General features: G+C 70.8%; 17 protein-coding genes and 1 tRNA gene. 7 read left to right on the forward strand and 11 right to left on the reverse strand.

Annotated elements, in window-relative coordinates; all coding sequences use genetic code 11:
- Positions 1-21: 21 nt before the first annotated feature.
- The gene (locus IEZ11_RS02265; protein ID WP_189260806.1) at positions 22-1,818 is read right to left on the reverse strand and encodes a bifunctional metallophosphatase/5'-nucleotidase; all 1,797 of its coding nucleotides are present in this window, start codon (positions 1,816-1,818) and stop codon (positions 22-24) included.
- A gap of 244 nt (positions 1,819-2,062) precedes the next feature.
- On the opposite strand from IEZ11_RS02265, the gene pyk reads away from it, so the two are divergent.
- Positions 2,063-3,499, forward strand: a complete 1,437-nt coding sequence (gene pyk, locus IEZ11_RS02270) for a pyruvate kinase (RefSeq protein ID WP_189260807.1) — start codon at positions 2,063-2,065, stop codon at positions 3,497-3,499.
- Positions 3,500-3,575: 76 nt separating this feature from the next.
- Here the strand turns inward: pyk and IEZ11_RS02275 are convergent.
- Positions 3,576-3,650 (reverse strand) — tRNA-Leu (locus IEZ11_RS02275).
- Between the two features lie 100 nt (positions 3,651-3,750).
- On the opposite strand from IEZ11_RS02275, the gene IEZ11_RS02280 reads away from it, so the two are divergent.
- The gene (locus tag IEZ11_RS02280; protein WP_189260808.1) at positions 3,751-4,404 is read left to right on the forward strand and encodes an ANTAR domain-containing response regulator; all 654 of its coding nucleotides are present in this window, start codon (positions 3,751-3,753) and stop codon (positions 4,402-4,404) included.
- A gap of 140 nt (positions 4,405-4,544) precedes the next feature.
- Here the strand turns inward: IEZ11_RS02280 and IEZ11_RS02285 are convergent, their stop codons facing one another.
- The 7 genes from IEZ11_RS02285 to IEZ11_RS02315 all read right to left on the reverse strand — a co-directional run bounded on the left by IEZ11_RS02285 (position 4,545) and on the right by IEZ11_RS02315 (position 13,730).
- The gene (locus IEZ11_RS02285) at positions 4,545-5,261 is read right to left on the reverse strand and encodes an ABC transporter ATP-binding protein (RefSeq protein WP_189260809.1); all 717 of its coding nucleotides are present in this window, start codon (positions 5,259-5,261) and stop codon (positions 4,545-4,547) included.
- Entirely contained in the window at positions 5,258-6,208 is a 951-nt protein-coding gene (locus tag IEZ11_RS02290) for an ABC transporter ATP-binding protein (protein ID WP_189260810.1), read from the reverse strand. Before IEZ11_RS02290 ends, IEZ11_RS02285 begins: the two co-directional genes overlap by 4 nt.
- A 5-nt stretch (positions 6,209-6,213) precedes the next feature.
- Positions 6,214-7,995 carry a branched-chain amino acid ABC transporter permease gene (locus IEZ11_RS02295; protein WP_189260811.1) on the reverse strand — a complete coding sequence of 594 codons (1,782 nt, stop codon included), beginning with the start codon at positions 7,993-7,995 and terminating at the stop codon, positions 6,214-6,216.
- A gap of 5 nt (positions 7,996-8,000) precedes the next feature.
- Entirely contained in the window at positions 8,001-8,939 is a 939-nt protein-coding gene (locus tag IEZ11_RS02300; RefSeq protein ID WP_189260812.1) for a branched-chain amino acid ABC transporter permease, read from the reverse strand.
- A gap of 111 nt (positions 8,940-9,050) precedes the next feature.
- Positions 9,051-10,259, reverse strand: a complete 1,209-nt coding sequence (locus tag IEZ11_RS02305) for a branched-chain amino acid ABC transporter substrate-binding protein (RefSeq protein ID WP_189261105.1) — start codon at positions 10,257-10,259, stop codon at positions 9,051-9,053.
- A 599-nt stretch (positions 10,260-10,858) separates the two neighbouring features.
- A complete protein-coding gene (locus IEZ11_RS02310) occupies positions 10,859-11,350 on the reverse strand; it encodes a PaaI family thioesterase (protein WP_189260813.1) in 492 nt (163 codons plus the stop codon).
- An 85-nt stretch (positions 11,351-11,435) separates the two neighbouring features.
- Positions 11,436-13,730 carry an FdhF/YdeP family oxidoreductase gene (locus IEZ11_RS02315; RefSeq protein WP_189260814.1) on the reverse strand — a complete coding sequence of 765 codons (2,295 nt, stop codon included), beginning with the start codon at positions 13,728-13,730 and terminating at the stop codon, positions 11,436-11,438.
- 241 nt (positions 13,731-13,971) lie between these two features.
- On the opposite strand from IEZ11_RS02315, the gene polA reads away from it, so the two are divergent.
- Positions 13,972-16,701 (forward strand): DNA polymerase I, encoded by a 2,730-nt coding sequence (polA, locus tag IEZ11_RS02320; RefSeq protein ID WP_189260815.1) that lies wholly within the window; start codon positions 13,972-13,974, stop codon positions 16,699-16,701.
- Positions 16,702-17,143: 442 nt separating this feature from the next.
- On the forward strand, positions 17,144-17,521 hold the full coding sequence (locus tag IEZ11_RS02325; protein ID WP_189260816.1) for a hypothetical protein: 378 nt from the start codon (positions 17,144-17,146) through the stop codon (positions 17,519-17,521).
- On the opposite strand, the gene IEZ11_RS02330 is transcribed toward IEZ11_RS02325, so the two are convergent.
- Complete coding sequence (locus tag IEZ11_RS02330; protein WP_189260817.1) at positions 17,457-18,296, reverse strand: DUF4184 family protein; 840 nt, start codon at positions 18,294-18,296, stop codon at positions 17,457-17,459. The genes IEZ11_RS02325 and IEZ11_RS02330 overlap by 65 nt on opposite strands.
- A 324-nt stretch (positions 18,297-18,620) precedes the next feature.
- Between IEZ11_RS02330 and IEZ11_RS02335 the strand changes: the two genes are divergently transcribed.
- The 3 genes from IEZ11_RS02335 (at position 18,621) to pgfA (ending at position 21,669) form a co-directional block, all read left to right on the forward strand.
- Positions 18,621-20,369 carry a lytic transglycosylase domain-containing protein gene (locus tag IEZ11_RS02335; protein WP_189260818.1) on the forward strand — a complete coding sequence of 583 codons (1,749 nt, stop codon included), beginning with the start codon at positions 18,621-18,623 and terminating at the stop codon, positions 20,367-20,369.
- A 151-nt stretch (positions 20,370-20,520) separates the two neighbouring features.
- On the forward strand, positions 20,521-20,655 hold the full coding sequence (locus IEZ11_RS02340) for an SPW_0924 family protein (protein WP_189260819.1): 135 nt from the start codon (positions 20,521-20,523) through the stop codon (positions 20,653-20,655).
- Positions 20,656-20,676: 21 nt separating this feature from the next.
- Positions 20,677-21,669 (forward strand): cell envelope lipid trafficking protein PgfA, encoded by a 993-nt coding sequence (pgfA, locus tag IEZ11_RS02345; RefSeq protein WP_189260820.1) that lies wholly within the window; start codon positions 20,677-20,679, stop codon positions 21,667-21,669.
- On the opposite strand, the gene hrpB is transcribed toward pgfA, so the two are convergent.
- Positions 21,659-24,148: an ATP-dependent helicase HrpB gene (gene hrpB, locus IEZ11_RS02350; RefSeq protein WP_189260821.1), complete on the reverse strand. Its 2,490-nt coding sequence runs from the start codon at positions 24,146-24,148 to the stop codon at positions 21,659-21,661. The genes pgfA and hrpB overlap by 11 nt on opposite strands.
- Positions 24,149-24,153 lie beyond the last annotated feature (5 nt).

Genomic DNA, 24,153 nt, shown 5'->3' on the forward strand with positions numbered 1-24,153 from the left:
CGGACCGGCGCCCCGCGCCCCTCAGAACACCGGCGTGCCGTCGCGGGTCAGCTTCCAGTCCACCGACGCGAAGTCCTTCGGGTCCAGGACGCCCTTGGCGGTCACCCACTCCGCGATCCGGGTGCGGATCTCCGTCGACTCCGACCACAGCTCCTTGGCCGAGGCGACGTAAGGGAACGCGCCGCCGCCGTTGGCGCGGTAGTTGTTGACCGCGAGCACGAACTGCTGGGCGTCGTCCAGGGCGACGCCGCCGTAGGTCAGGTTCCTGATCCGGGACCCGGCCGCCTGGGCGACGTCGATCTCGTACCGCAGGCCCGAGACGTAGTCGTAGTTGTAGTCCGGACGGTTGTTCGCGTTGGTCAGCTTCTCCACGTCGACGGCGGCGTCGGCGGCGGTCTGTACGAAGTACTCCGCCGAGTACTCCAGGTACGCGCGGACCTGCGCACCCGTCATCACCTTGGCGACCAGCGTGTTGTCGTAGACGTAGAGGCCCGACAGGTCCCGGACGGTCACGTTGCCGGCCGGGATCTCCGACGTCCGGGAGAACGGCGAGGCCTGCGCGATCACCGGCAGCGAGGCGTACTCGGTACCCGCCAGGGCCGCCTTGACCACGTCCTCCTGGACCTTGGTGATCAGGTCGATGATCGGGGCGTCCCGGTAACGGGCGTCGACCGTGGTGAGGGTCTCGGTCGCGGTACCGACGACCTGGTTGACGTAGGCGACGACCTTGGCGTGCTCGTCCTTCAGAAGGCGGGTGATCTTCGGGTCGTCGGCGACCGTGTTGGAGTTCAGCAGCGAGGCCGCGACCGACTCGACCTCCCAGCTGCCCTTGTCGAACACCAGCTCGATGTCGAAGAGGGTGAGGCGCTCGGCGTAGCAGAGCGGTTCGGAGAGCACGACGGTCCGGCCGGTGGCCTCGTTGACCACCTTCAACTCCGGTATCTCCACGTGCGCGTGGCCCACCAGGATCGCGTCGATACCGGGCACCTGCCGGGCCACGTTGGCGGCCGCGTTCTCGACGTGGGGCACCTGGTCGCCGTAGGAGGAGGTGCCGGAGGAGCCGGAGTGCGCCGAGACCACGACCACGTCCGCGCCCAGCGCCTTCAGCTTCGGCACCCACTTCGCGGCCTGCTCCTCAAGACCGGGGAAGGCCAGCTTGCCCTGGACGTAGGCCTTGTCCCAGATCGCGATGCCCGGGTTGGTCAGGCCGAGGACGGCGACCTTGACCGGCGGGGCGCCCGGCACGTGGAACTTCTTGATGAAGTAGGGCGGGAAGGCCGGCTTCAGGGTCTTCGCGTCGACCGCGTTGGCGCCGAGCAGCGGGAACCGCAGCTGGTCCTCGAACTTCCGCAGGGTCTCGATGCCGTAGTTGAACTCGTGGTTGCCGAGCGCCGCCGCGTCGTACCCGATCGCGTTCATGGCCTGCGCCATCGGGTGCACCGGGCCGCCCTTGGCGGTGATCGGGTCGACCTTGGCGTAGTAGTACGTCAGAGGGGTGCCCTGGATGGTGTCACCGGCGTCCAGCAGCAGCGTGTTGCAGCGGCCCCGCTCCTCGCGCACCTGGTTCACCAGGGTGGAGATGCGCGCCAGGCCCATCGCGTTGCCGGCCTTGTCGGAGTACTCCGTGTCCTTGAAGTAGTCCCAGTTGAAGACGTGCCCGTGCAGGTCGGTGGTGCCCATGACGGTCAGGGAGTACCGCGCGGGGCGCCGTGCGGGCCTGGCCGACGCCTGTGCCGGGGCCGCCGCCGCGCCGGCGATCGCCACTCCCGCTCCGGTCGCGGCGGACTTCTCCAGGAACTTCCGACGGTTCAAGGGCATGTTTTGATCTCCTCGCGATTCGGTCAACGACGCGCGTAGATTGTGTCCTGCTCATGACCGACGGCAACAGGCCCGGGAGGTTTCGATCCGGTGACTTGATCACGCCGTGTTCGACAAGTGCGAGATGCTCATAGGAGCGGGGCGCCGCACAATTCAACCTTTGTCAATAGGCCTTCACGCAAAGGTTGTTGGGTCGTCATGTACGGCCAATTCTCTACCCGCCGGTAAGGCCTAGGCTCGAAACATGCGCCGAGCAAAGATCGTTTGTACTCTGGGGCCCGCCACCGACTCGTACGACCAGATCAAGGCCCTGGTCGAGGCCGGCATGGACGTCGCCCGATTCAACCTCAGCCACGGCGGCTACGCCGAGCACGAGGAGCGCTACCAGCGCGTCCGCAAGGCCTCCGACGAGTCCGGTCGCAGCGTCGGGGCCCTCGCCGACCTTCAAGGCCCGAAGATCCGGCTCGGCCGCTTCACCGAGGGTCCGGTACTCCTCGAACGCGGTGACACCTTCGTCATCACGGTGGAGGAGGGCGCCGAGGGCGACCGGCACCAGTGCGGGACGACGTACCCGGGCCTGGCCGCCGACGTCACCCCCGGTGAGCGCGTCCTCGTGGACGACGGCAAGGTCTGCCTGGAGGTCACCCGCGTCGACGGCCCCCGCGTGCACACCACGGTGGTCGAGGGCGGCATGGTCTCCGACCACAAGGGCCTCAACCTCCCCGGCGTCGCGGTCTCCGTCCCCGCCCTCTCCGAGAAGGACGAGGCCGATCTGCGGTGGGCGCTGCGCACCGGCTTCGACGTGATCGCCCTGTCCTTCGTGCGCAGCGGCCGGGACATCGAGGACGTCCACCGCATCATGGACGAGGAGGGCCGCCGCCTCCCGGTGATCGCCAAGGTCGAGAAGCCGCAGGCCGTCGAGAGCATCGACTCCATCGTGGCCGCCTTCGACGGGATCATGGTCGCCCGCGGCGACCTGGGCGTGGAGATGCCGCTGGAGCAGGTGCCGATCGTCCAGAAGCGCGCGATCAAGCTCGCCAAGCGCAATGCCAAGCCGGTCATCGTCGCCACCCAGATGCTCGACTCGATGATCGAGAACTCCCGCCCCACCCGTGCCGAGGCCTCCGACGTCGCCAACGCCGTCATCGACGGCACGGACGCGGTGATGCTCTCCGGCGAGACCAGCGTCGGCAAGTACCCGATCGAGACCGTCCGCACCATGGCGAAGATCGTCGAGGCGGCCGAGGAGGACATCCTCGCCAAGGGCCTGCCGCCGCTGACCGAGAGCAACAAGCCCCGCACCCAGGGCGGTGCGGTCGCCCGTGCCGCCGCCGAGATGGGCGACTTCCTGAACGCGAAGTTCCTGGTCGCGTTCACCGAGTCGGGAGACACCGTCCGACGGCTGTCCCGCTACCGCTCGCCGATCCCGCTGCTCGCCTTCACCCCGGAACCGGCCACCCGCTCCCAGCTCAACCTCACCTGGGGCGTCGAGACCTTCCTGGGCCCGCACGTCGACTCGACGGACAAGATGGTCGACCAGGTCGACGAGTTGCTGCTGAAGTACGGCCGCTGCGAGCAGGGCGACGTCGTGGTCATCACGGCGGGCTCCCCGCCCGGCGTCTCCGGCTCCACCAACATGGTCCGGGTTCACCACATCGGTGAGGACGACAGCCCCAGGTAACGCGCGAAGGGTCCCTCCGCCCCGCGGAGGGACCCTTCGGCCACGCAATAACGCGACCTTGGAATCCAAGGAAAAGTGCCCCGGGTCGGACTCGAACCGACACTGTACGGGTTTTGAATCCGTTGCCTGCTGCCAATTGGGCTACCGGGGCTCGAAGAATCAAAGGTGATCCCCGACCCTCCGCGCGTCCACCTTACCGTAGCTAGGTAGGCTCTTGTCAGCAGTACCCCTGCCCTGAACGAGGAGCCCCCGTGACCGCCGCCGAGTCGCCCCAGCCAGTCGACGCACCCGACGACAAGTCGCACGTGCCTCCGCTGACGACCCGTGTCGTCATCGCCGAGGACGAGGCCCTGATCCGGCTCGACCTGAAGGAGATGCTGGAGGAGGAGGGGTACACGGTCGTCGGTGAGGCCGGTGACGGCGAGCAGGCCGTCGAACTGGCCCGCGAGCACCGCCCCGACCTGGTCATCCTGGACGTCAAGATGCCCAAGCTGGACGGCATCTCGGCGGCCGAGAAGATCGCCGAGGAATCCATCGCCCCGGTCCTGATGCTCACCGCCTTCTCGCAGCGCGACCTCGTCGAGCGGGCCCGGGACGCGGGCGCGATGGCGTACCTGGTCAAGCCGTTCAGCAAGAGCGACGTCGTGCCGGCGATCGAGATGGCCGTCTCCCGCTTCACCGAGCTGAAGCAGCTGGAGCAGGAGGTCGCCGACCTCACCCTGCGCCTGGAGACCCGCAAGCTGGTCGACCGCGCGAAGTCCGTCCTCCAGACCGAGTACGGCCTGACCGAACCGGCCGCGTTCCGCTGGATCCAGAAGACGTCGATGGACCGCCGCATGTCGATGCAGCAGGTCGCGGAGGCCGTCATCGCGGACAGCGAGGAGAAGAAGTCCCACAAGGGCTGACCGAAACGCGCAGGAACGACAGGGCCCGTACTCCGGTGAAGGGAGCACGGGCCCTTGTGACGCCGCTCGGGGGAGGCGCCCCGTGAGGGGCGCGGGGAACTGCGCGACCAGCCCCCACCGGCCTGCAGGCGAAGGACTACCTAGTCCTCACCCAGATAGGCCTTCCGCACCGACTCGTCGTGCAGCAGATCCTGCCCGCTGCCCGACAGCACGATGTTGCCGACCTCCATCACATGCCCCTGGTCGGCCAGCGACAGCGCGGCCTGCGCGTTCTGCTCGACCAGCAGGATCGTCGTCCCCTCGGACTTGAGCTCGACGATCGTCGACATGATCTTCTGCATCATGATCGGCGACAGCCCCATCGACGGCTCGTCCAGCATCAGCAGCTTCGGCTGGGACATCAGCGCGCGCCCCATCGCCAGCATCTGCTGCTCGCCGCCCGAGAGGGTGCCCGCGGCCTGCTTGCGCCGCTCGCCCAGGATCGGGAAGAGGTCGTAGGCCCGCTGGATGTCCCTCTCGATGCCCGCCTTGTCCTTGCGGAGGAAGGCACCGAGCTGGAGGTTCTCCGTGATGGTCAGGCGCGGGAAGATGTGCCGGCCCTCGGGGGAGTGGGCGAGCCCGAGCGCGACGATCTTGTGCGCCGGAACCCCGCTGAGCGGCTTGCCGTCGAACAGGATCTTCCCCGAGGCCGGCTTGAGCAGCCCCGACAGGGTGCGCAGGGTCGTCGTCTTGCCGGCGCCGTTGGTGCCGATGAGGGTCACGACCTGACCGGCCTCGACGCTGAACGAGATGCCCTTGACGGCCTCGATCTTGCCGTAGGCGACCCTGAGGTCCTCGACCTCCAGCAGTGCGGTCACTGGGCCTCTCCCTTGGTGGTGCTGTCCGCCTCGGTGCTCTCCACGGTGTCCGTGGTCGCCGCACTGTCGGCGGGTTCGGCGGTCTCCGCGCTGTCGGCCGGCTCCGCGCTCTCGGCGCCCTCCGCCTCGGCGGTGGCTTCCGCGGCCTCGACCTCGGCGGCCTCCGCGGCACCGGGATCGCCCTCGAAGGGCTCACCCAGATACGCGGCGACCACACGCTCGTCCGCCTGTACGACGTCGGAGGTGCCCTCGACGAGCTTCTCGCCCTGGACGAGGACGGCGACCCGGTCGCACAGGTTGAAGATGAAGCGCATGTCGTGCTCGATGACGAGGACGGCGATGCCCTTGTCCCGGATGGCGAAGACCAGATCCTCGGTGGCCCGGGTCTCCTGCGGGTTCATGCCGGCCGTCGGCTCGTCGAGCAGCAGCAGACCCGGCTCGCTGGCCAGCGCCCGCGCGATCTCCAGCTTGCGCTGCTCGCCGTAGGGCAGGTTGCGGGCGAGGTGGTCGCGCTTGGCGGCGAGGCCGATGAACTCCAGGAGCTCCATGGCCTTCGCCTCGGACTCCTTCTCGGCCTTGCGGAAGCCGGGACCGCGCAGCAGCGCGGACCACAGGCCCTCCTTGGTCCGCGTGTGGCGGCCCACCAGGACGTTCTCCAGAACGGTCATGTTGGCGAAGAGCCGGATGTTCTGGAACGTGCGGGCGATGCCTGCCTGCGTCACCAGGTGCGGCTTGGGCGGCAGCACCTTGCCCTGGTAGGAGACCGTGCCCTCGGTGGGCACGTACAGACCGGTGAGGCAGTTGAAGAAGGTGGTCTTGCCGGCGCCGTTCGGGCCGATCAGGCCGACGATCTCGCCACTGTTGACCGTGAAGTCCACCGACCGTACGGCGGTCAGACCGCCGAACCGCATCGTGACGTCACGGGCTTCGAGTACAGGTGTCGTCATGGTTCCTACGCCCCTGCCTTGGTGACGGCCGGATCGTCGCTCAGCGTCGTCTGCGTGGGTACGTCGAGCTGGCCGGTCTCGTGGAACTCCAGCTGGCGGCGGCGGTTGGCGATGATGCCCTCCGGCCGGAACCGCATCAGCACGATCAGCGCGACGCCGAACGCGAACAGCTCGTAGTTCTGCAGGAACTGGAGCTTCTCCGGGACCAGGTAGAGCACGCTCGCGCCGAGCAGCGGGCCGCTGACGGTGCCCATGCCGCCGAGTACGACGGCGGCCAGCAGGAAGGCCGAGTTGGGCGGGGCGGCGCCGGCGAACTGGTACGGCTGCGGGTTCACGCTGTAGTTGACGTGCGCCATCACGGAGCCGGCGAGGCCCGCGAGGGAGGCGCCCAGGGCGAAGGCGATCAGCTTGACGCGGAAGCCGTTGATGCCCATGGCGGTGGCGGCGGTCTCGTCCTCGCGGATGGCGATCCAGGAGCGGCCGATACGGGAGTCGGCGGCGCGGGTGAAGACGAGCACGACGATCGCCGTGACGATGAGCATCAGGAACAGGTAGTTGGCGAACCGGCCCAGGCTGAACCCGAGGATGTTGTGCGACTCGCCCAGGTTGAACCCGAAGATGTTCAGGTCCGGGATCTGGGTGATGCCGTTGGGGCCGCGGGTGATGTTCGGTCCGGAGGTGCCGTCCAGGTTGTTGACGGTGATCCGGAAGATCTCACCGAAGCCGAGCGTGACGATGGCCAGGTAGTCGCCGCGCAGCCGCAGGGTCGGCGCGCCGATCAGCACACCGAAGACCAGCGAGGCGGCCATGCCGGTGAGCGCGGCGGCCCAGAACGGGAAGTGCACACCGGAGAACCGGGAGTACTCCGAGCCGGAGACCAGGGCCGCGGCGTAGGCGCCGACACCGAGGAAGGCGACGTAGCCGAGGTCGAGCAGACCGGTGAGGCCGACCACGATGTTCAGGCCCAGGGCGACGGTGGCGAAGATCAGGATGTTCACGCCGACGTTGGCGTTGTGGTCGTCGCTCTGGGTGAAGGGGAAGATCACGGCGGCGGCGAAGGCCAGCGCCGAGGCGAACCCCTTGTGGTGCGCCGCGGTGGTCGCGAAGCGGTCGACGAGGCCGGTGTGCATGAGGCCCCAGGCGGCGAAGACGAGCAGCAGCAGGTAGCCGATGAAGGTCTCGCTGGCGTCGTTGTCGATGCCGATGCCGTAGGTGAAGGTCACCAGGGCGAGCGCGACGCCGACCGTGATGACGATGCGCTCGGTGAGCGGCGACGCCTTGCCGGGAGCCGGCAGCTGAGGCTTGGCCAGGTAGCCGCGGATGCCGGTGCCCGGGGCCGGGTGGGGCAGGGCGAGGGCGCCGACGACGGGCAGCGCGGAGGCTGCCATCGCCACGAAGGCGCCGGGGTCGAGGTTGACCAGGCCGCCGAGGTCGACGGTGATGGCGATGCCGGTGAACCAGCAGACGGCGAACGCCGACAGGGCCGTCAGGAGGACCGGGGAGGTGCTGTTCGCCGGGTTCAGCCAGCGCAGCCACTTGACGTCCCACAGGGTGAGCCCGAACAGCAGGGTCAGGACGCCGCCCACGAGGGCGAGGATCTGCAGGCCGGCCGGGTAGCCGTAGACGGTCAGGTCGCCGGGGAAGTCGGACGTCCAGGTCCAGCTGAGGAAGGCGCTGGCGATGGTGCCGACGGCGCCGACGGCGACGAGCAGCCGGGCGACGGACGGCGGCAGCGGGACGGGCCCGTGCTCCGCCGCGGCCGGGGCGTTGGTGGTGGTGTCGGTCATGCCGCTCACGCCCTGTCCGCGACGCGTTCGCCGAGCAGACCCTGTGGTCTGAAGAGGAGGACGAGGATCAGCAGGACGAAGGCCCACACCGACGCCCAGCCGCCGCCGCCGAGCTGCTGCATGCCGGGCACGTTGGCGATGTAGGCGGTCGCCATGGCCTCGGCGATACCGAGGACGAGGCCGCCGAGCATGGCGCCGTAGATGTTGCCGATGCCGCCGAGGACGGCCGCGGTGAACGCCTTCAGACCGGCGATGAAGCCCATGTCGTAGGAGACGGAGCCGTACTTGAGGCCGTACGAGACACCGGCCACCGCCGCGAAGAAGCCGCCGATCGCGAAGGCGATGACGATGATGCGGTTGGTGTCGATGCCCATCAGCTGGGCGGTGTCCGGGTCCTGGGCGGTGGCCTGCATGGCGCGGCCGGTGCGGGAGAGCCGGACGAACAGGGCGAGGATCGCCATGCACAGCGGCGCGGCGATGATCAGGAAGATGTCACCGCTCTGCACGGTCACGGAGCCGATGTGCAGCGGCCCGAACGGCAGTTGCGGGAAGACCCGGGCGGTCTTGGCGTCGCCGTCGACGTGGTACCAGTTGAAGACCGCCTGCTGGAGCGCGAGCGACAGGCCGATCGCGGTGATCAACGGGGCGAGGCGTGGTGCGCCGCGCAGCGGACGGTAGGCGAAGCGTTCGGCGCCGACGGCGATGAGGACGGAGGCCAGGGCGCCGCCGATGAGCATCGCCGGCAGCGCTACCCACATGGATATGCCGTCCGGCAGGAGAAGGTAGACCGTGAGGGCGCCGAAGCCTCCGGTCATGAAGATCTCGCCGTGGGCGAAGTTGATGAGCTGGACGATGCCGTACACCATCGTGTAGCCGATGGCGATCAGACCGTACATCGAGCCGAGGAACAGCCCGTTGGCCAGCTGCTGCGGCAGGGTGTTCACCGCATGGCCTCCATGTGGTGGGGAGAGTCAGGGGGGCGGTAGAGGGCGGGCCGCGCGGTGACGGTTGGTCTACGCCGCGCGGCCCTGGTGGTGCGATGTTCTACGACTGGCTTACTTCGGGGTGGCCACGCCACTCTGGACGGACTTCCACGCACCGCTGACGACCTTGTAGACGGTCAGCTGCTTGTTCGTGGTGTCGCCGTACTGGTCGAACGCGATCTTGCCGGAGATGCCGTCGAAGGAGGTGCTCTGGACGGCGCTGACGATCTGGGAGCGGGCGTCGGTGGGGATCTTGCCGTCCTTCACGACGGTGCCGACGGCCTTGATGATCGCGGTGGTGGCGTCGTAGGAGTACGAGCCGTAGGTGCCGTAGTCACCGGGGTACTTCTTGGCCTTGTAGGTGGCCACGAAGTCCTTGGCGGCGGGCAGGGTGTCGACCGGGACACCGATCGACGTCACCAGGTCGCCCTCGGACGCCGTGCCGGCCGTCTTGATGTAGGTCGGGGTGAACATGCCGTCGCCGCCGAACAGCGGGATCTTGGCGCCGGCGTCCTTGAGCTGCTTGGTCAGCACCTCGGACTCGTCGTACTGGCCGCCGTAGTACAGGATGTCGGCGCCCGAGGCCTTGATCTTCGTGACCAGGGTCGAGAAGTCGCGGTCACCGGTGTTGACGTGGTCGCTGCCGATGACCTTGCCGCCCTGCTTGACGAACTGCTCCGAGAAGATCTTCGACAGACCCGCGCCGTAGGTCTGCTTGTCGTCGACGACGAAGGCCTTCTTCTTCTTGGCGACGTTGTAGGCGTAGTCCGCCGCGTAGGCGCCCTGGAGGGCGTCGGTGGTCGCGGTGCGGAAGTACGTCTTGAACGGGCGGGACGGGCTGGTCTGCCAGTTCTTGCCCATCGTCAGCTCGGGGTTGGTGTTGGACGGGGAGATCTCCACCAGGTTGGCGGTGGCGAAGACCTGCTGCATCTGCGTGGCCACACCGGAGTTGAGCGGGCCGACGACGCCGAGCACGGTCTTGTCCGAGACGAGCTGGGTGGCGTTCTGCTGGCCGGTGGCCGGAACCGCCTTGTCGTCCAGCGCCTTGATCTTGAAGGTGACGCCGGGGACCGTCTTGTTCTTGTTGGCGTCGTCCACGGCGATCTGGGCACCGTACTGGATGCCGAGACCCGTGGCGGAGTTGGCGCCGGTCAGCGGGGCGTCGACGCCGATCGTGACCGTCACGTTGCCGCTGTCGCTGCTCTTGCTGCCGTTGTCGCGGGAGCCGCAGGCGGTCAGGGTCAGGGCTCCGGTGGTCAGAACGGAGGTAAGAATCACCAGAGAACGCTGTCGCACAATCGATCCTTTCCGTGGGCAGTGCGCCCCCTTGCAGGGAACGACGAGTGCCGCGCCGGTACCGAACTCCCCATGGAGCGGTGACTGGCCGTGACTCTAAGCGCGTGCGAGGAACGTGGAGGAGTGCTTGACCAAGGCTGTGACGCTCTTGTTATGACACGAGGTAATGCAGAGCGGTACAGCGTGGGTGGAAAGCAGGAATTGAGCCCGATTCGCACCGTCCGCATTCTGAGAACCCGCAGGACCCGGCGTGATCGGTTCAGGCGTCTCGACGGTTTTGGGCATGACGTGTCACCGTTGCTGTGGGCGACTTCCGGGGCGGGCGGGCGGCATGGCGTGCCCCGGGAACTGGGGTGAAACAGCGAATGAGGATTACACGCGTATTACGTAGAGTTACACCGAGGGAAGAAAGTCAAGCCTTCGGAAGTTCTTCGCATTTCCTGACGGTGCGTACGGGGGTGCGGCGGCGCGCGCGGAGGTGCCGTGGGGCGCGCAGGAGCACTGTCCGCCCGCCCTTCTCTTACCGGGCGCTGACCTCGGCTCGCGGCGCCGAGGCCGTTCGCCCCGCCGGACCGGGGCGCCGCTCAGGCGCCGGCGTCCCCGAGGTGGACCTCGTCGCCGGGGCGCGCGTCACGCAGCAGACAGGTCAGCCGGGCGCTGCACACCCGCCGGCCCTCCTCGTCGCTGATCACGATCTCGTAGGTCGCCGTGGAGCGCCCCCGGTGGACGGGCGTCGCCACACCGGTGACCAGGCCGGAGCGGGCCCCGCGGTGATGCGTGCAGTTCAGGTCGACGCCCACCGCGATCTTCGAACTGCCGCCGTGCAGCATCGAACCGACCGAGCCCAGGGTCTCCGCCAGCACCGCGCTGGCACCGCCGTGCAGCAGCCCGTACGGCTGGGTGTTGCCCTCCACCGGCATGGTGCCGACGACCCGCTCCGCCGAGGCCTCCGTGATCTGCACGCCCATGCGGTTGCCGAGATGGCCCGCCGAGAACAGGGCCTGCAGGTCGACGCCGAGCGAGGCGTACTCGTCGATGACCTCCTGCGGGAACGTCACGTGCTGCTGCTCGCCCATGGGCCGGCTCCGTTCGTCGTACGGCTGCTCGACTGAGCAAACGCTCAGTCGGCAGCCGATTCTTCCAGACGCACTGAGCGGGCGCTCAGACGGCGGCCCTCGGGTGCGGCACACCGGCCTCCAGCCGGATCACCACGGACTTGCTGGCCGGGGTGTTGCTGGTGTCCGCGGTGGCGTCGAGCGGCACCAGCACATTGGTCTCCGGGTAGTAAGCGGCCGCGCAGCCCGGGGCGGTCGGGTAGTGCACCACCCGGAAGCCCGGTGCCCGGCGTTCCACACCGTCCTTCCACTCGCCGACCAGGTCCACGTACGACCCGTCGGCGACGCCCAGCCGCCGTGCGTCCTCGGGGTTCACCAGGACCACCCGGCGCCCGTTCTTGATGCCCCGGTAGCGGTCGTCCAGGCCGTAGATCGTGGTGTTGTACTGGTCGTGCGAGCGCAGCGTCTGCAACAGCAGCCGGCCCTCGGGCAGTTCGGGGTACTCGACCGGGGCCGCGGTGAAGTTCGCCTTGCCGGTGGCCGTCGGGAACCGGCGCTCGTCGCGCGGGGCGTGCGGGAGCGCGAAGCCGCCCGGGTGCGCCACGCGCGCGTTGAAGTCGTCGAAGCCGGGGATCACCCGCGCTATCCGGTCCCGGACCGTCGCGTAGTCCTTCTCGAACTCCTCCCACGGCGTACGGCTGTCCGCACCGAGCACCCGGCGGGCCAGCCGGCACACGATCGCCGGCTCGGACAGCAGGTGCGCGCTCGCGGGCTCCAGGCGGCCGCGCGAGGCGTGCACCATGCCCATGGAGTCCTCGACGGTCACGAACTGCTCGCCGCTGCTCTGGAGATCGCGCTCGGTGCGGCCGAGCGTCGGCAGGATCAGGGCACGGGCACCCGTGACCACGTGCGAGCGGTTGAGCTTGGTCGACACGTGCACGGTCAGCCGCGCGCGGCGCACGGCGGCCTCGGTGACGTTCGTGTCGGGGGTGGCCCCGACGAAGTTGCCGCCCATCGCGAAGAAGACCTTCGCCTCACCGTCGCGCAGCGCCTCGATGGCCCGGACCACGTCGAAGCCGTGCTCACGCGGGGGCGCGAAACCGAACTCCGCCTCCAGGGCGTCCAGGAAGGCCGGCGCGGGCCGCTCGAAGATGCCCATCGTGCGGTCGCCCTGCACGTTCGAGTGGCCGCGCACCGGGCAGACACCGGCGCCGGTGCGGCCGATGTTGCCGCGCAGCAGCAGGAAGTTGACGACCTCGCGGATGGTCGGCACCGAGTGCTTGTGCTGGGTGAGCCCCATGGCCCAGCAGACGATGGTGCGCTCCGAGGCGAGCACCATGCCCAGCGCCTGTTCGATCTCCGCGCGGGTGAGGCCGGTGGCGGCGAGCGTCTCGTCCCAGTCGGCGGCGCGGGCGGCCTTCGCGAACTCCTCGTACCCGTGGGTGTGCTCGCGCACGAACTCCTCGTCGACCGCGCCTTCGGTCTCGAGGACGAGCTTGTTGAGGAGCCGGAACAGGGCCTGGTCGCCGCCGATGCGGATCTGCAGGAACAGATCGGTCAGCGCGGCGCCCCTGAGCATGCCCTGGGGCGTCTGCGGGTTCTTGAACCGCTCCAGGCCGGCTTCCGGGAGCGGGTTGACGCTGATGATCCTCGCGCCGTTGGCCTTCGCCTTCTCCAGGGCGGAGAGCATCCGGGGATGGTTGGTCCCCGGGTTCTGCCCGGCGACGATGATCAGGTCCGCCTTGTACAGGTCCTCAAGGTGGACGCTGCCCTTGCCGATGCCGATCGTCTCGGTCAGCGCCGAGCCGGAGGACTCGTGGCACATGTTGGAGCAGTCCGGCAGGTTGTTGGTGCCCAGCTCGCGCGCGAACAGCTGGTACAGGAACGCGGCCTCGTTGCTGGTCCGCCCCGAGGTGTAGAAGACCGCCTCGTCGGGGGAGGAGAGGGCCTCGATCTCCTCGCCGATGATGTCGAAGGCGCGCTCCCAGCTCACCGGCTCGTAGTGCTCGGCGCCCTCGGCGAGATACATGGGGTGGGTGAGCCGCCCCTGCTGGCCCAGCCAGTAACCGCTGCGGTGGTGCAGGTCGGCCACGGAGTGCGCCGCGAAGAACTCCGGCGTCACGCGGCGGAGGGTGGCCTCCTCGGCGACCGCCTTGGCGCCGTTCTCGCAGAACTCGGCCGCGTGCCGGTGGTCGGGCTCCGGCCAGGCGCAGCCGGGGCAGTCGAAGCCGTCCTTCTGGTTGACGCGGAGCAGCGTCAGCGCGGTGCGCTTCAGGCCCATCTGCTGCTGGGCGATGCGCAGCGTGTGCCCGATGGCGGGCAGCCCCGCGGCCGCGTGCTTCGGCTCCGCGACCTGCGGCGCGTCCTGGACCGGATCCCCCTTGGGCGGCTTCGTCGCCATCGCATGCTCTCCCTCTGCACCGGCACCTCTGCGCTGGACACCAGATCCTCGCACGCGGGACCGACACCGATCGAGCACGGTGCGCCGAGCGAGACGCAGCCCACGTCCGACGGCGCCGGGCGGGACGGAACCCGTGCGTGACGGCGCCGGGCGGAACGGAACCGGTACCCGACGGCTCCGAGCTCACCGCGACCCGGGCTGTCGGCCCTCGCTGTCAGTGCGGCGTGGCAGGATCGGGGTCGTGGCAGAGACAGCATCGAAGCAGACCGACAAGACCCCCGGCGGTACCCGTCCCCGGCTGATGCTCATGGACGGGCACTCGCTGGCCTACCGCGCGTTCTTCGCGCTGCCCGCGGAGAACTTCACCACCGCGACGGGCCAGCCGACGAACGCGATCTACGGCTTCGCGTCGATGCTGGCCAACATCCTGCGCGACGAGGCGCCCACGCACTTCGCGGTGGCGTTCGACGTCTCCCGCAAGACCTGGCGCTCGGCGGAGTTCGCCGAGTACAAGGCGAACCGCTCCAAGACCCCGGACGAGTTCAAGGGCCAGGTCGAGCTGATCGGCGAGCTGCTCGACGCCATGCACGCGCAGCGCTTCGCCGTCGACGGCTTCGAGGCCGACGACATCATCGCCACCCTCGCCACCCAGGCCGAGGCCGCGGGCTTCGACGTCCTGATCGTCACCGGCGACCGCGACTCCTTCCAGCTGGTCACCGAGCACACCACGGTCATCTACCCGACGAAGGGCATCTCCGAGGTGACCAGGTTCACCCCGGAGAAGGTCTTCGAGAAGTACGGCCTGACGCCCGCCCAGTACCCCGACTTCGCGGCCCTGCGCGGTGACCCGTCCGACAACCTCCCCGGCATCCCCGGCGTCGGCGAGAAGACCGCCGCGAAGTGGATCAACCAGTTCGGCTCCTTCGCCGAGCTGGTGGAGCGCGTCGACGAGGTCAAGGGCAAGGCCGGCCAGAACCTCCGCGACCACCTGGAGGCGGTCAAGCTCAACCGCCGGCTCACCGAGCTGGAGCGGGCCGTGGAGCTGCCGAGGACGGTCGCCGACCTGGAGCGCGCGCCGTACGACCGCAAGACCGTCGCGATGATCCTGGACACCCTGGAGATCCGTAACCCGTCGCTGCGCGAGCGGCTCTACGCCGTCGACCCCGGCGCCGAGGAGGCCGAGTCCACGCCGGTCACCGAGGCGGGCGTGGAGGTCGACGCCACGGTCCTGGGCACCGGCGAGCTGGCCGGCTGGCTCGCCGGGCACGGCACGGAGCAGCCGCTGGGCGTCGCCACCGTCGACACCTGGGCGCTCGGCACCGGTTCGGTCGCCGAGGTGGCCCTCGCCACGGCCGACGGCCCGGCCGCCTGGTTCGACCCGGCCGAGCTGGACGAGGCCGACGAGAACGCGTGGGCGGCCTGGCTCGCCGACGCCGCCCGGCCCAAGGTGTTCCACAACGTCAAGGGCGCCCTGCGGGTCTTCGCCGAGCACGGCTGGACCATCGAGGGTGTGACCATGGACACCGCGCTCGCCGCGTACCTGGTCAAGCCCGGCCGCCGCTCCTTCGACCTGGACGCGCTGTCCATGGAGTACCTGCACCGCGAGCTGGCCCCCGCCGCCGCGGCCGACGGCCAGCTGGCGTTCGGCGCGGACGACGGCGCCGAGGCCGAGGCGCTGATGGTCCAGGCCCGCGCGATCCTCGACCTCGGCGAGGCCTTCGAGGAGCGGCTCCAGGAGGTCGGCGCCGCGGACCTGCTCCGTGACATGGAGCTGCCCACCTCCGTCCTGCTCGCCCGGATGGAGCGGCACGGCATCGCGGCCGACCGCGCCCACCTGGAGGCGATGGAGCAGATGTTCGCGGGCGCGGTGCAGCAGGCCGTGAAGGAGGCGCACGCGGCGGCCGGCCACGAGTTCAACCTGGGCTCGCCCAAGCAGCTCCAGGAGGTCCTCTTCGGCGAGCTGGCGCTGCCGAAGACGAAGAAGACCAAGACCGGCTACACCACCGACGCCGACGCGCTCGCCTGGCTGGCCGGCCAGACCGAGAACGAACTGCCGGTGATCATGCTCCGGCACCGCGAGCAGGCCAAGCTGAGGGTCACGGTCGAGGGCCTGATCAAGACCGTCGCCGCCGACGGCCGTATCCACACCACCTTCAACCAGACCGTCGCCGCGACCGGCCGGCTCTCTTCCACCGACCCGAACCTCCAGAACATCCCGGTCCGCACCGACGAGGGCCGGGCGATCCGGCGGGGCTTCGTCGTCGGCGAGGGCTTCGAGTCGCTCATGACCGCGGACTACAGCCAGATCGAACTGCGCGTGATGGCCCACCTCTCCGAGGACGAGGGGCTCATCGAGGCGTTCACCTCCGGGGAGGACCTGCACAACACGGTCGCCTCCCAGGTGTTCGACGTGGACCGCTCGGCCGTCGACGCGGAGATGCGCCGCAAGATCAAGGCGATGTCGTACGGCCTGGCGTACGGGCTGTCGGCGTTCGGCCTCTCCCAGCAGCTGAACATCGACGCGGGCGAGGCCCGGGCCCTGATGGACACGTACTTCGAGCGTTTCGGCGGGGTCCGCGACTACCTGCGCCGGGTGGTCGAAGAGGCGCGTGCCACGGGCTACACGGCGACGCTCTTCGGCCGCCGCCGCTACCTCCCCGACCTCAACAGCGACAACCGCCAGCGCCGGGAGGCGGCCGAGCGGATGGCGCTGAACGCGCCCATCCAGGGCACGGCGGCGGACATCGTCAAGATCGCCATGCTGCGGGTGGACGGCGCGCTCCGGGAGGCGGAGCTGAAGTCCCGCATGCTCCTCCAGGTCCACGACGAAATCGTCCTGGAGATCGCTCCCGGCGAGCGGGACCGGGTCGAATCCGTCCTCCGCGACCAGATGTCCGACGCGGTCCACCTCAGGGCGCCCCTGGACGTCTCGGTGGGCGTGGGCCCGGACTGGGAATCAGCAGCACACTGACGCCTCCGGCGAGAGCCGACAGGGGGCGCGCTTCCGACGAGGTCTACAGGGGGGCGCTGCCGACGAGGCCGGCAAGGGGGCGCCGCTCCGCAACTCCGGCGGGGCGGCGCCTTCCCGCTTTCCGGTGCTCTCTCCTCCTTTGTCCTCTCCTCCTTCGTCCTCCCGTCCTTCGTCCTCCCGTTCTCCTTTCTTCGCCGCCCCCCTTTTTCTCCGCCGCAACGGTGCTCGGCCACGACGATGGTTTCCGGCGGTGCCGAACTCACGGGACGCACCTGTTTCGGCACCGCCGGGAAGCGGCGTTGCGGCGGAGAAGAAGAAGGGCGGCGGAGCGAAGGGGCCGCGGAGCGCAGGGGGTGCGGCGGTGCAAGCAGGGGGGCTGGTCCGTCACTCGCGTGGACCCCGCCAGAACGCCGCGGCCTCCGCCACCGGCAAGGATGCGGCCATGGGTATACGTATGGTTCACCGCCGGACGCCCCAGAGCAGGCCTCCGGCCAAGGCCCGTTCCGCCTCCGCCTCCGCTCAGGTCACGGCGTCCCCGTCGGCCCCGGCCCTGGCGGCCGGCGCCAGCTCCGCCCGCATCCCCGCCGACCTCGCCGTCACCGTGCGCCGGGCCGCCGCCCGGCTCCGGCGCAGGCTCCGCGCCCGCCCCGACCCGCGCCAGTGGTTCGACCTCGCCCGCGGCTACCTCGCCCTGCTCCTCACCGCGCTTCCCGGCCCCCGCCGCCCCCGGACCATGACCGTGTTCGTGGCGAGCCTCACCGAACGGCGGACGGACTCCGCCGCACGCCGTCGGTCACCGGAGCCGGACGCCACACCCTGACCGCCACGGCGTACCCCACCACCCCGAGCAGCAGCCCCGCGCCCGCTCCGAAGAGCACCGTGGGCAGTAGTTGCCAGGGCTTCGCCGCAGCGCCCCAGTACTCCCACCACCGCACCGCCCGCTGCACCGCCGCGAGCAGGGCGCAGCCGGTGATGCCGGCGCCGGCCCGCCACCGATCCCGTACCGAGAGCCGCGGCACCCCCACCGGCTCCCCGGCCGGCGCCCGCCGTACCGCGCGGGCCGCGAACACGGCGAGCACCGTCGCGCCCACCACCGAACTGCCGTACTGGAGCAGGGTGTAGAGCGGCATGCCCGCGATGTCCCGGCCGATCGCCGGGATCAGCCGTGTCCCCCAGCGGTCGTGGTGGGTGAACGCGTCCCAGACGACGTGCGTGAGCGCGCCGAGCACGGCGGAGACGTACCACCACCCGGCCACGGGGAGCCCGCCACGCGCGCGTGGCGCCCCACAGCGCAGCAGCGCGGACAGCCGTCCCTGCCGGGCCCGTGGCACGAGGGCCACGAGCGGTTCACGTACCAGCACCCACAGCGCCACCAGCGCCCAGGAGAAGAGCACGTCGACCGTGAACACACCGGCGAAGGAGTGCGTGAACCCGCCGAACTCCATCGCGCCCGGCACCGCGCCGGCCGCGTAGTAGGTGAGGTCGGGGGAGAAGGACCCCGCGACGAGCACCGCCGGGACCAGCCGCCCCCGCCCGGTCCCGTCACCGCGCACGGCGGGCAGCACGGCGGCGGCGTGGCTGAGAGTGAACGGCACTCTGACCCCCCTGGAACAGCCGGCGGCCGGGGCGCCGGACAAGTGATCGCGTACGCCAAGTATCGGGGACACCACCATCACCCAACGGGGAATGGCCAACTGGTGAAAACCGGGCACCACCGGGTGTCCGTGGAAAGGAAGTTGTCGTAGGGTCGCCTGGGTCGCCGCCCCGGTGTGCACGGCCGGATGCACCACCTCAGAACGTGAAACAAGCCGAACGGGGTAACGGGGGGCAACCACAGCACCAGGTCGACCGTCACACCAGAGGCGAGCAGACAGACGGAGACGGGCGCTCGGAAGGCGCCCACGGGAGGGGTTCACCTTATGGCGGCGCAATTCGGCAGGCGGCTGCGCAAGGGGGCGGCGACGACCGCCGTGGCCGCGGTGGCGGTGGCGGCTCTGTCCGCTTCCCAGGCACCGGGCGTCACGACCGGGGACACGGGCAGACAGGCCAACGCGGGCGCCAGCACCGCCCTTCCCGACGAGGCCGGCGCCACCGGAGACTCGCCGTACTACACGGACCTGCCGCCGCTCGACAGCCCGAACCCCGACACCGGTCCCAGCCCCTCCTCCTCGCCGAGCGTCGGCACCGCCGTCTCCCGGGGGGCGGCCGAGGCCGGCATACCCGCCACCGTCCTCGACGCCTACCAGAAGGCCGAGGCGGAACTGCGCAGCTCCAAGCCCGGCTGCAACCTGCCCTGGCAACTGCTCGCCGCCATCGGCAAGGTCGAGTCCGGCCAGGCCCGCGGCGGTGACGTCGACGCCGAGGGCAACACCCTGCACCGCATCCTCGGCCCCGAGCTCGACGGCAACGGTTTCGCGCTCATCAAGGACACCGACGGCGGCAAGTACGACGGCAACAGCCAGTACGACCAGGCCGTCGGCCCCATGCAGTTCATCCCGTCGACCTGGGCGTGGGCGGGCCGCGACGGCAACGGCGACGGCGTCAAGGACCCCAACAACGTCTACGACGCCGCGCTCGCCGCCGGCCACTACCTGTGCCGCAACGGCTGGGACCTCTCCGTCCAGGCCGACATGAACAGCGCGATCCTCAGCTACAACAACTCGCAGGACTACCTCAACCTGGTGATGTCCTGGTACGAGTACTACCGCAAGGGCACCCACTCGGTCCCGGACGGCACCGGCACGCTGCCCCGGCACCGCAGCGACAACTCGACCGGCTCCGGCTCCGGTTCCGGCGGCTCCACGACGAAGCCCGCCAAGACCACGCCGAAGCCCGGCGAGCCCTCGCCGAGCGTCCCGGGCACACCGAGCCTGCCGCCCACGGCCACCGACACCGTGGACCACCTGGAGGACGCGGGCACCGCCACGCTCACCGCGATGGCCGGCGAGGCCTTCGGCAAGCAGATCAGCACCCGCGCGGAGACCAAGGCCGGCCGGATCGTCGCCAAGGTCCGGGTCCGCTTCACCATCGTCGGCGACACGGACGCGACCTTCGCCGGCGGCGAGAGCACCGCCACGGTCGTCACCGACAGCAAGGGCGTCGCCGTCGCCCCGGCGCTCCAGGCCGGCGAGAAGACCGGCGACTTCACGGTGCACGCCGGTGTGGTCGGCCGCACCGCCAAGGGCGTCGACTACGACGCGACCGTCACCGCGCGCGCCGCCGACACCCTCGCCCTCGTCAACACCACCGCGCCGACCTGCACCCCGGGCGGCGAGTTCACCGACCAGGTGCAGGCGAAGGCCACCTACCAGGGCGCCGTCGCCGACAAGGTCGCGGCCACCGCCACCCTCGTCAAGTCGGCGGACGACCCGAGCACGAACGACAAGGGCCCGTACTTCAAGGACGCCAACGGCGACCCCGTCCGCACCCTCACGGACCTCACGACGGACGCCGACGGCCTGCTCACGCTGCCCAAGCTGTACGCGGACGACACCACCGGCACGTTCCTGCTCCGCATCACCACCACCGGCGGCGCCACGCTCACCGTCGAGCTGACCGTCGCCGCGGCCGACCCCTCGTCGAGCCCGTCGCCCAGCGCCTCGCCGAGCGCGTCGGCATCCGCGTCGGCCTCCGCCTCCGCCTCCCCGAGCGCTTCCGCCACCTCCTGATCCACCGCCGTACGACGACCAGGGCGCCCTCCCGCCGACGCGGGACGGCGCCCTCGTCGTCGTACGACCTGTTCTCATCTCACCCTCCCGTTGCTACGGTGCCCGGACCTGACGATCCATCAGGAAGTCGTCGGCCGTAGGGAGGCCCCGCATGCGTGCCCTGATCGCCGCCGCGACCGGTCTCGTCCTCGCGGTCGTCCTGGTCGTGACGGTCAGCGCCCTGGGGTCGCCGGACGGAAAGACGTCCCCCGAGCCGCTGCTCACCACGGTGCCGTCCCACCCGTAACCGCCGCCCCGGGAGGCCGAGATGCGCCGCAAGGCCAGTCTGGTCCTGCTCGCCTTCGCCGTGTTCTTCGCGACGCTGTCCCCGATGCTGCGCTGGTACGCCTTCCCGAGGCTCGCCAAGATCCCGGCGAACCAGTACCAGGACATGGTCCTGGTGGCGAAGAACGCCACGCTCCTCGACTACGGCACGATGAAGGCGAAGAAGGTCCCCCAGGTCACCATCGTGCAGACCCTCAAGGGCGACGTGGCGGCCGCGAAGAAGATCGAGAAGACGGCGGGCCGGGACGTCGTCGTCTGGGACGGCCTGTCCTACGTCCAGGGACCCGACGGCAAGATGGTCTCCGAGATCCCCGAGCGCTACATCTTCGACGCCCACAGCCAGGAGCCCGTGCACGCCACCGGCGAGATGGTCGACGGCGACCCGGTGACCCGGGACGGCATCGAGTTCAAGTTCCCGTTCCTGACCGAGAAGCGGGACTACGAGTACTTCGACGCGCAGACCCGCACCACCAACCCCATCCACTACAAGGGGACGCAGACCTTCCGGGGCGTCAAGGTCTACTACTTCGAGCAGACCATCCCCTGGACCAAGGTCCCCATGCCCAAGAAGATGCCGGTGCAGGGCATCACCCCGGAGAGCATCGCCAAGACCGGCACCACCCGCTGGTACACCACCGTCCGCAGGTTCTGGGTCGAGCCGGCCACCGGGGCACCCGTCTACGGCGAGGAGATCCACAAGGAGGAACTGCGCGGCGGCACCCTGCTGGGCGGCCGCGCCAAGGTGACCGCCTTCGCCGGCGACGTGAAGATGCGCGAGGACTTCACCGAGCACACGGTCGCCCTGGTCAAGCACAACCGCACCCTCGTCCTGATGCTGACCTCCTACCTCCCCTGGGGTTTCCTCTCCCTCGGCATCGCGCTGCTCGCCCTCTCCCTCTACCTGGAGGCCCGCAGCCGCCGTCCCGCCGACCCGGAACCGGCCGACACCGCCGTCCTGGAACCGGTCAGCGCCTGAGCCGCGCGTTGGTGTGCCGGGTGGGCTCGGCGCCGACGGGGTCCTCGGGCCAGGGATGCTTCGGATACCGCCCGCGCAGCTCGGCCCGGACGCCCTTGTAGCCGTCCCTCCAGAACGAGGCGAGGTCGGCGGTGACGGCCGCGGGCCGCCCGGCCGGCGACAGCAGATGCAGCAGCACCGGCACCCCGGCCACCGTGGGCGACTCCTGCGCCCCGAACATCTCCTGCACCTTCACGGCGAGCACCGGCTGCTCGGGATTCCCGTAGTCGACCCGGATCCGCGACCCGCTCGGTACGGCGATCCGCTCCGGCGCCAGCTCGTCCAGCCGCCCCGCCTCCCCGCCCGCCCACGGCAGCAGCCGCCGCAACGCCTCCCCGGCGTCGATCCGCCCGAGATCGGCCCGCCGCCGGGCCCGGCCGAGCTCCGGCTCCAGCCACTCGTCCACGCGCGCGTGCAGCGCGTCGCCGGACACGTCCGGCCAGGGCCCACCCAGGTGCGACCGGAGAAACGCGAGCCGCTGCCGCAGCACGGCGGCGTCCGGCGTCCACCGCAGCAGACCGAGGCCCTCGCGCCGCAGCCCGTCGAGCAGCGCGGCGCGCACCGCGGCCGGGTCCGCGTCCCGCAGCGGCCGCACCGCGAGCTCGATCGCCCCGAGCCGCTCGACCCGCCGCGCGACCACGTCCCCGCCGGCCCAGCGGACCTCCTCGTCCTCCGCGTACAGTGACGCGGCCGCCGACCTGGCCGTGTCCTCGTCCACCACCGCGGCGAGCCGCACGCGCGCGTGCCCGCTGCCCACCGGACGGTCCGCCATGGCCACGGCGATCCACGGCGCACCGCGCAGCGGACTGCCGTCACCGAGCTCGGCCCGGGTGCCGGAGGCCATCAGGTACGACCCTCCGTCTGCCCGGGCGACCCGCTCGGGGAAGGCGAGCGCGGCGACGCGTCCCACCGTGCGGTCGTCCACACCGGACGCCGACGCGCCGGTGCCGTCCGCCTTCAGCCGCCGTACCTCCGCGAGCCAGCGCCCGGCATAGGCGTCACCGCCCCGCCGGGCGGCGCGCAGCGCGGCCGCCAGGTCGTCCCCGTACTCCCGCGGCGCCTCCTCGCTCAGCAGCGCGACCACCTCGGCACCCCCGCCCGGGGTGTCCAGCAGCGCCCGTCCCAGCCGCGGATGCACCCCCAGCCCGGCCAGCCGCGCCCCCCGCTCCGTCGCCCGGCCGGCGGAGTCGACCGCACCGATCGCCGTCAGCACCTCCCGCGCCGCCGCCATCGCCCCGGCCGGCGGCGGGTCCAGCAGCGCCAGTCCCGCGGCCCCCGGATCGCCCCAGCAGGCCACCTGAAGGGCGAACGCGGTCAGGTCGGCCACCCTGATCTCCGGGGCCGGAAAGGCCGTCAGGCGGACGTCCTCGGCCTCGGACCAGCAGCGGTACACGGCCCCCGGCGCCTCCCGCCCGGCCCGCCCCGCCCGCTGCCGCCCGGCCGCGCGGGACGCCCGTACCGTCGCCAGCGCGCTCAGCCCGCGCGCGTGGTCCACCCGCGGCTCCCGAGCGAGCCCCGCGTCGACGACCACCCGCACCCCGGGGACGGTGAGCGAGGACTCCGCGACCGCCGTGGCCAGCACCACCCGGCGCCGGGTCCCGGGCGCCAGCACCGCGTCCTGGACGGCGGCCGGTGCCCTGCCGTGCACCTGGAGCACGTCGACGCCCCCGTGGCCGTCCCCGAGGTCTCCCAGCCGGCCCGCCACGCGCGCGATCTCGCCCACGCCCGGCAGGAAACACAGCACGTCCCCGTCCCGCTCGGCCAGGGCCCGCCGCACCACCGACACCACATGCGCCAGCAGCGCCGGGTCCACGCGCATCCCGTGCGGCGGCCGTACCGGCCGTGGCGGCGGCGCCCACACCACCTCCACCGGGTACGCCACCCCGGCCGCCTCGACCACCGGCGCCCCGCCCAGCAGCCGCGCCCACCCCTGCGCGTCCGTCGTCGCCGACGCGGCCACCAGCCGCAGCTCCGGCCGCAGGGTCTCCCGGACGTCCCAGAGGAAGGCCGCCACCGTGTCGGCGTCCAGGTGGCGCTCGTGGCACTCGTCGAGGACCACCACGTCCACGCCGGACAGCTCCTGGTCGCGTTGCAGGCGCTGCAACAGCACACCGGTCGTGACCACTTCCACGCGCGCGTGCCGTCCCACGACCCGCTCGCCGCGCACGGTGTAGCCGACGCTCCGCCCGACCTGCTCGCCGAGCAGCCAGGCCATCCGGCGGGCCGCCGCCCGGGCGGCGATCCGGCGCGGCTCGGCGACCAGCACCCGCCGCGCGGGCCCCTCGCCCAGCAGCCCGGCCAGAGCCAGCGGCACCAGCGTCGTCTTGCCGGTGCCGGGCGGTGCCACCAGGACGGCGGTGCCGTGCCCCGCCAGGGCGTCTCGCAGACCGGGCAGGGCCTGCCGTACGGGCAGCGCGTCCAGGGCGTCGTAACGGATCACGCCCC

The sequence above is a fragment of the Streptomyces fuscichromogenes genome (assembly GCF_014645815.1).
Lineage (GTDB): Bacteria > Actinomycetota > Actinomycetes > Streptomycetales > Streptomycetaceae > Streptomyces > Streptomyces fuscichromogenes.

Coding starts and splice junctions, on each gene's coding strand:
- IEZ11_RS02310 (WP_189260813.1), bottom strand. CDS start 11,350: ATGGGCGAGCAGCAGCACGTGACGTTCCCGCAGGAGGTCATCGACGAG.
- pgfA (WP_189260820.1), top strand. CDS start 20,677: ATGCGCCGCAAGGCCAGTCTGGTCCTGCTCGCCTTCGCCGTGTTCTTC.
- IEZ11_RS02265 (WP_189260806.1), bottom strand. CDS start 1,818: ATGCCCTTGAACCGTCGGAAGTTCCTGGAGAAGTCCGCCGCGACCGGA.
- pyk (WP_189260807.1), top strand. CDS start 2,063: ATGCGCCGAGCAAAGATCGTTTGTACTCTGGGGCCCGCCACCGACTCG.
- IEZ11_RS02340 (WP_189260819.1), top strand. CDS start 20,521: ATGCGTGCCCTGATCGCCGCCGCGACCGGTCTCGTCCTCGCGGTCGTC.
- IEZ11_RS02335 (WP_189260818.1), top strand. CDS start 18,621: ATGGCGGCGCAATTCGGCAGGCGGCTGCGCAAGGGGGCGGCGACGACC.
- IEZ11_RS02315 (WP_189260814.1), bottom strand. CDS start 13,730: ATGGCGACGAAGCCGCCCAAGGGGGATCCGGTCCAGGACGCGCCGCAG.
- IEZ11_RS02325 (WP_189260816.1), top strand. CDS start 17,144: ATGGGTATACGTATGGTTCACCGCCGGACGCCCCAGAGCAGGCCTCCG.
- IEZ11_RS02290 (WP_189260810.1), bottom strand. CDS start 6,208: ATGACGACACCTGTACTCGAAGCCCGTGACGTCACGATGCGGTTCGGC.
- IEZ11_RS02295 (WP_189260811.1), bottom strand. CDS start 7,995: ATGACCGACACCACCACCAACGCCCCGGCCGCGGCGGAGCACGGGCCC.